The organism is Hydrogenophaga sp., assembly GCF_041633695.1.
Lineage (GTDB): Bacteria > Pseudomonadota > Gammaproteobacteria > Burkholderiales > Burkholderiaceae_C > Hydrogenophaga.
In genome coordinates, this window is record NZ_JBFJMY010000461.1 from 1 (window position 1) to 3,236 (window position 3,236).

The window sequence follows — 3,236 nt, forward strand, 5'->3', positions numbered from 1 at the left end:
CACCTGCAGCGCTTTGCGGCGCTGCGTGCGGAGGCCTGATCGCCTGATGACCGACCCACACTGAGCCACTTTAGGGGCTGCCAAAATGAGCTTGATGACATCCACCGCCGCGCCGAACTCGCCCGAGTTCCAGCGCAACCGTGAAGCCTACGAGGCGCGCATTGTTGATCTGCATGAACGCCGCACGCGTGCCCTGGTCGGCGGCCCCGAAAAGGCGCGCCTGCTGCACAAGAAGCGCAAGCAATTGCTGCCGCGCGAGCGCCTGGCTGCCGTACTCGACCCCGGCTCGCCCTTCCTCGAGTTCGGGCAGCTTGCCGGCGACGGCCTGTACGAGGGCGTGCCGCCGGGCGGCAGCATCATCACCGGCGTGGGGCTGGTGTGCGGGCGCGCCTGCATGCTGATGATCCACGATGCCACGGTCAAGGGCGGCACCTACTACGGCATCACCGCTAAAAAGCATGTGCGGGCCCAGATGTTCGCCTGGCAGCACCGGCTGCCGTGCATCACCATGGTCCAGTCGGGCGGCGCCAACCTGCCGGAGCAGGCGCATATTTTCCCCGACGACGGCCAGTTCGGCTCCATTTTCTACAACCAGATCCGCATGTCGGCCGAGGGCATCACCCAGATCGCGACCGTGCACGGGCCGTCTACCGCCGGCGGCGCCTATCTCCCGGCGCTGTGCGACGAAGCGGTGATCGTGCGCAACCAGGGTGCGATGTTCCTCGCCGGGCCCGAGCTGGTGTACGCCGCCACCAAGGAAGAGGTTGACATTGAAACCCTGGGCGGCGGCGAGATGCACAGCCGCATCAGCGGCGTCACTGACCACCTGGCCGAGAACGATGGCCATGCCATCGCCATCGTGCGCGGCATCGTGGCCAACCTCGGTACCGCAGCCAAGCAGCGCTGGGACGTGGTGCCGCCGCTGCCGCCGCGCCATGACCCGCGCGAGATCTACGGCATTGTCAGCGCCGACAACCGGCATCCGACCGACAACCGCGAAGTGCTGCTGCGGTTGATCGACGACAGTGACCTGCAGGAGTTCAAACCCCTGTACGGCGACACCATGATCTGCGGCTTTGCTCGCATCAAGGGCTTTCAGATCGGCATTCTGGCCAACAACGGCGTGATCTTCTCCGAGAGCGCGCTCAAGGGCGCGCACTTCATTGAGTTGTGCTGCCAGCGCGACATTCCGCTGCTGTTCATGGCCGATGTGTCGGGCTTCATGGTCGGCAAAGCCGTGGAGCAGCAGGGCATTGCCAAGCACGGCGCCAAGTTCATGACGGCCATGGCCTCGGCCAACGTGCCGCGCTACACGCTGATCACCGGAGGCTCGTACGCGGCGGCCTACTTGGCGATGTGCGGGCGCCCGTTCAAGCCCAACGTGATGATGATGTGGCCTACCGGCCGCGCCGCGCTGATGGGCCCAGAGCAGGCCGCCACCACCCTGGGCCTGGTGCGCGAGAACATCCACCGGCGCGAGGGCACTAGCTGGAGCGACGAAGAACGCGAGCAATTCAAGCAACCGATACGCGAGCAGTTCGAGAGCTTTTCCAGTCCCTACAACTACGCCTCCAACCTGTGGTGCGACATGGTGATTGACCCGCTGGAAACACGCGACACCATGGCTTTGCTGCTGGAGCTGGCGGGCCGCGTGCCGGCGCGCGACACGCACTTCGGCGTGTTCCGCATGTAATCCTTTGGCCCACCGAATTGAACATGCTCGACGCCATTCTCTCCGGCTGCCGCGTGCTCGACCTGACCCAAAACGTGGCCGGCCCGTTTTGCACCCAGACCCTCGGCGACCTCGGCGCCGAGGTTATCAAGAACGAACGCCCCGGCAGCGGCGACGATGCGCGCCAGTGGAAACCGCCCGAAGTGGCCGGCGTCTCGACCGGCTTCGTGGCGCTGAACCGCAACAAGAAGAGCGTCTGCATCGATCTCGACAGCGCGGCCGGCCAGCAGCTGGTTGCGCGCCTGGCGGCCGGTGCCGACGTGCTGGTGCATTCGCTCAAGCCCGGCAGCGCCGAAGCGCGCGGCCTCGGCGACGAACACCTGCGACCGACCAATCCGCGCCTCGTGTACTGCGCGATCAGCGCCTTCGGCGAGGTCGGCCCGATGCGCGCGCTGCCCGGCTACGACCCGCTGATGCAGGCCTTCACCGGCATCATGAGCGTCAGCGGCCACGAAGGTGACGAGCCGGCGCGCGTCGGCGTGTCGCTCATCGACATGGGCACCGGCATGTGGGCCACGATGGCCATCCTGGCCGCGCTGCTGCACCGCGCCACAACGGGCGAAGGCATGCGCGTGCACGCCAGCCTGCTCGAGACCGGGCTGTCGTGGATGACGGTGCCGGTGGCGAACTACCTGGCCACCCAGCGCCTACCGCGCAAGATGGGTTCGGCGATGGCGATGATGGCGCCCTACGAGCTCTTCGACAGCGCCGACGGTAAGGTCTTCATTGCTGCAGCGAACGACCGGCTGTTCAGCTGCGTTTGCAGCGCGCTGGCTTGCCCAGAGCTGGCGCAGGACCCGCGCTTCATCGACATTTCGGCGCGCATCGGCCATCGCGAGGCGCTGCACGCCGAGCTCGAAGCGCGCACCCGGCAGCGCAGCACCGCCGACTGCGTGGCGGCGCTGCGCGCGGCCGGTGCGCCCTGCAGCGAGATGCACGACGTGGCCCAGATGCTGGCGCACGAACAGGTGCAAGCGGTCGCCATGCTGGGCGCGCTGCCGCTGCCGGGCGCGCCGCAACACCAGACCATGGGCCTGCCCTTCAGTTCGCAGGGCCGGCGCGGGCGCAGCGGCCCGCCGCCGCCCGTGCTGGGCGCGAGCACCAACGAGGTGTTGACAGCGCTGGGCCTGCAGGCCGATGAACTGGCGGCGCTGCGACAGCAAGGCGTCGTCAATTGACACAGACAAACAAGGCCAACATCCCCATGAACTTCGACTACACCGAGACCCAGGGCCAGATCCGCGCCGCCGTCAAGGAGCTGTGCAAGGGCTTCGGCCCCGAATACTGGCGCCAGTGCGCGCAGGACGGCGCCTATCCGGAAGCCTTCGTCGACGCGATGGCCAAGGCCGGCTGGCTGGCCGCGCTGATCCCCGAGGAATACGGCGGCGCCGGGTTGCCGCTGCTCGACGCCTGCCTGATCCTGCAGGAGATCAACCAGAACGGCGGCAGCGCGGTGCACTGCCATGCGCAGATGTACACGATGGCGTCGATCATGCGCCACGGC

The 3,236-nt window shown here is 67.3% G+C and carries 3 protein-coding genes; all 3 read left to right on the plus strand.

All coding sequences use genetic code 11. From position 1 onward, the window contains the following. Positions 1–85: 85 nt before the first annotated feature. On the plus strand, positions 86–1,693 hold the full coding sequence (locus tag ABYB95_RS20095; protein WP_034694543.1) for an acyl-CoA carboxylase subunit beta: 1,608 nt from the start codon (positions 86–88) through the stop codon (positions 1,691–1,693). Between the two features lie 23 nt (positions 1,694–1,716). Then, the gene (locus tag ABYB95_RS20100) at positions 1,717–2,910 is read left to right on the plus strand and encodes a CaiB/BaiF CoA transferase family protein (RefSeq protein WP_372661013.1); all 1,194 of its coding nucleotides are present in this window, start codon (positions 1,717–1,719) and stop codon (positions 2,908–2,910) included. Positions 2,911–2,936: 26 nt separating this feature from the next. Further along, the coding region (locus ABYB95_RS20105) for an acyl-CoA dehydrogenase family protein (protein WP_372661016.1) at positions 2,937–3,236 on the plus strand (300 nt) is incomplete at its 3' end.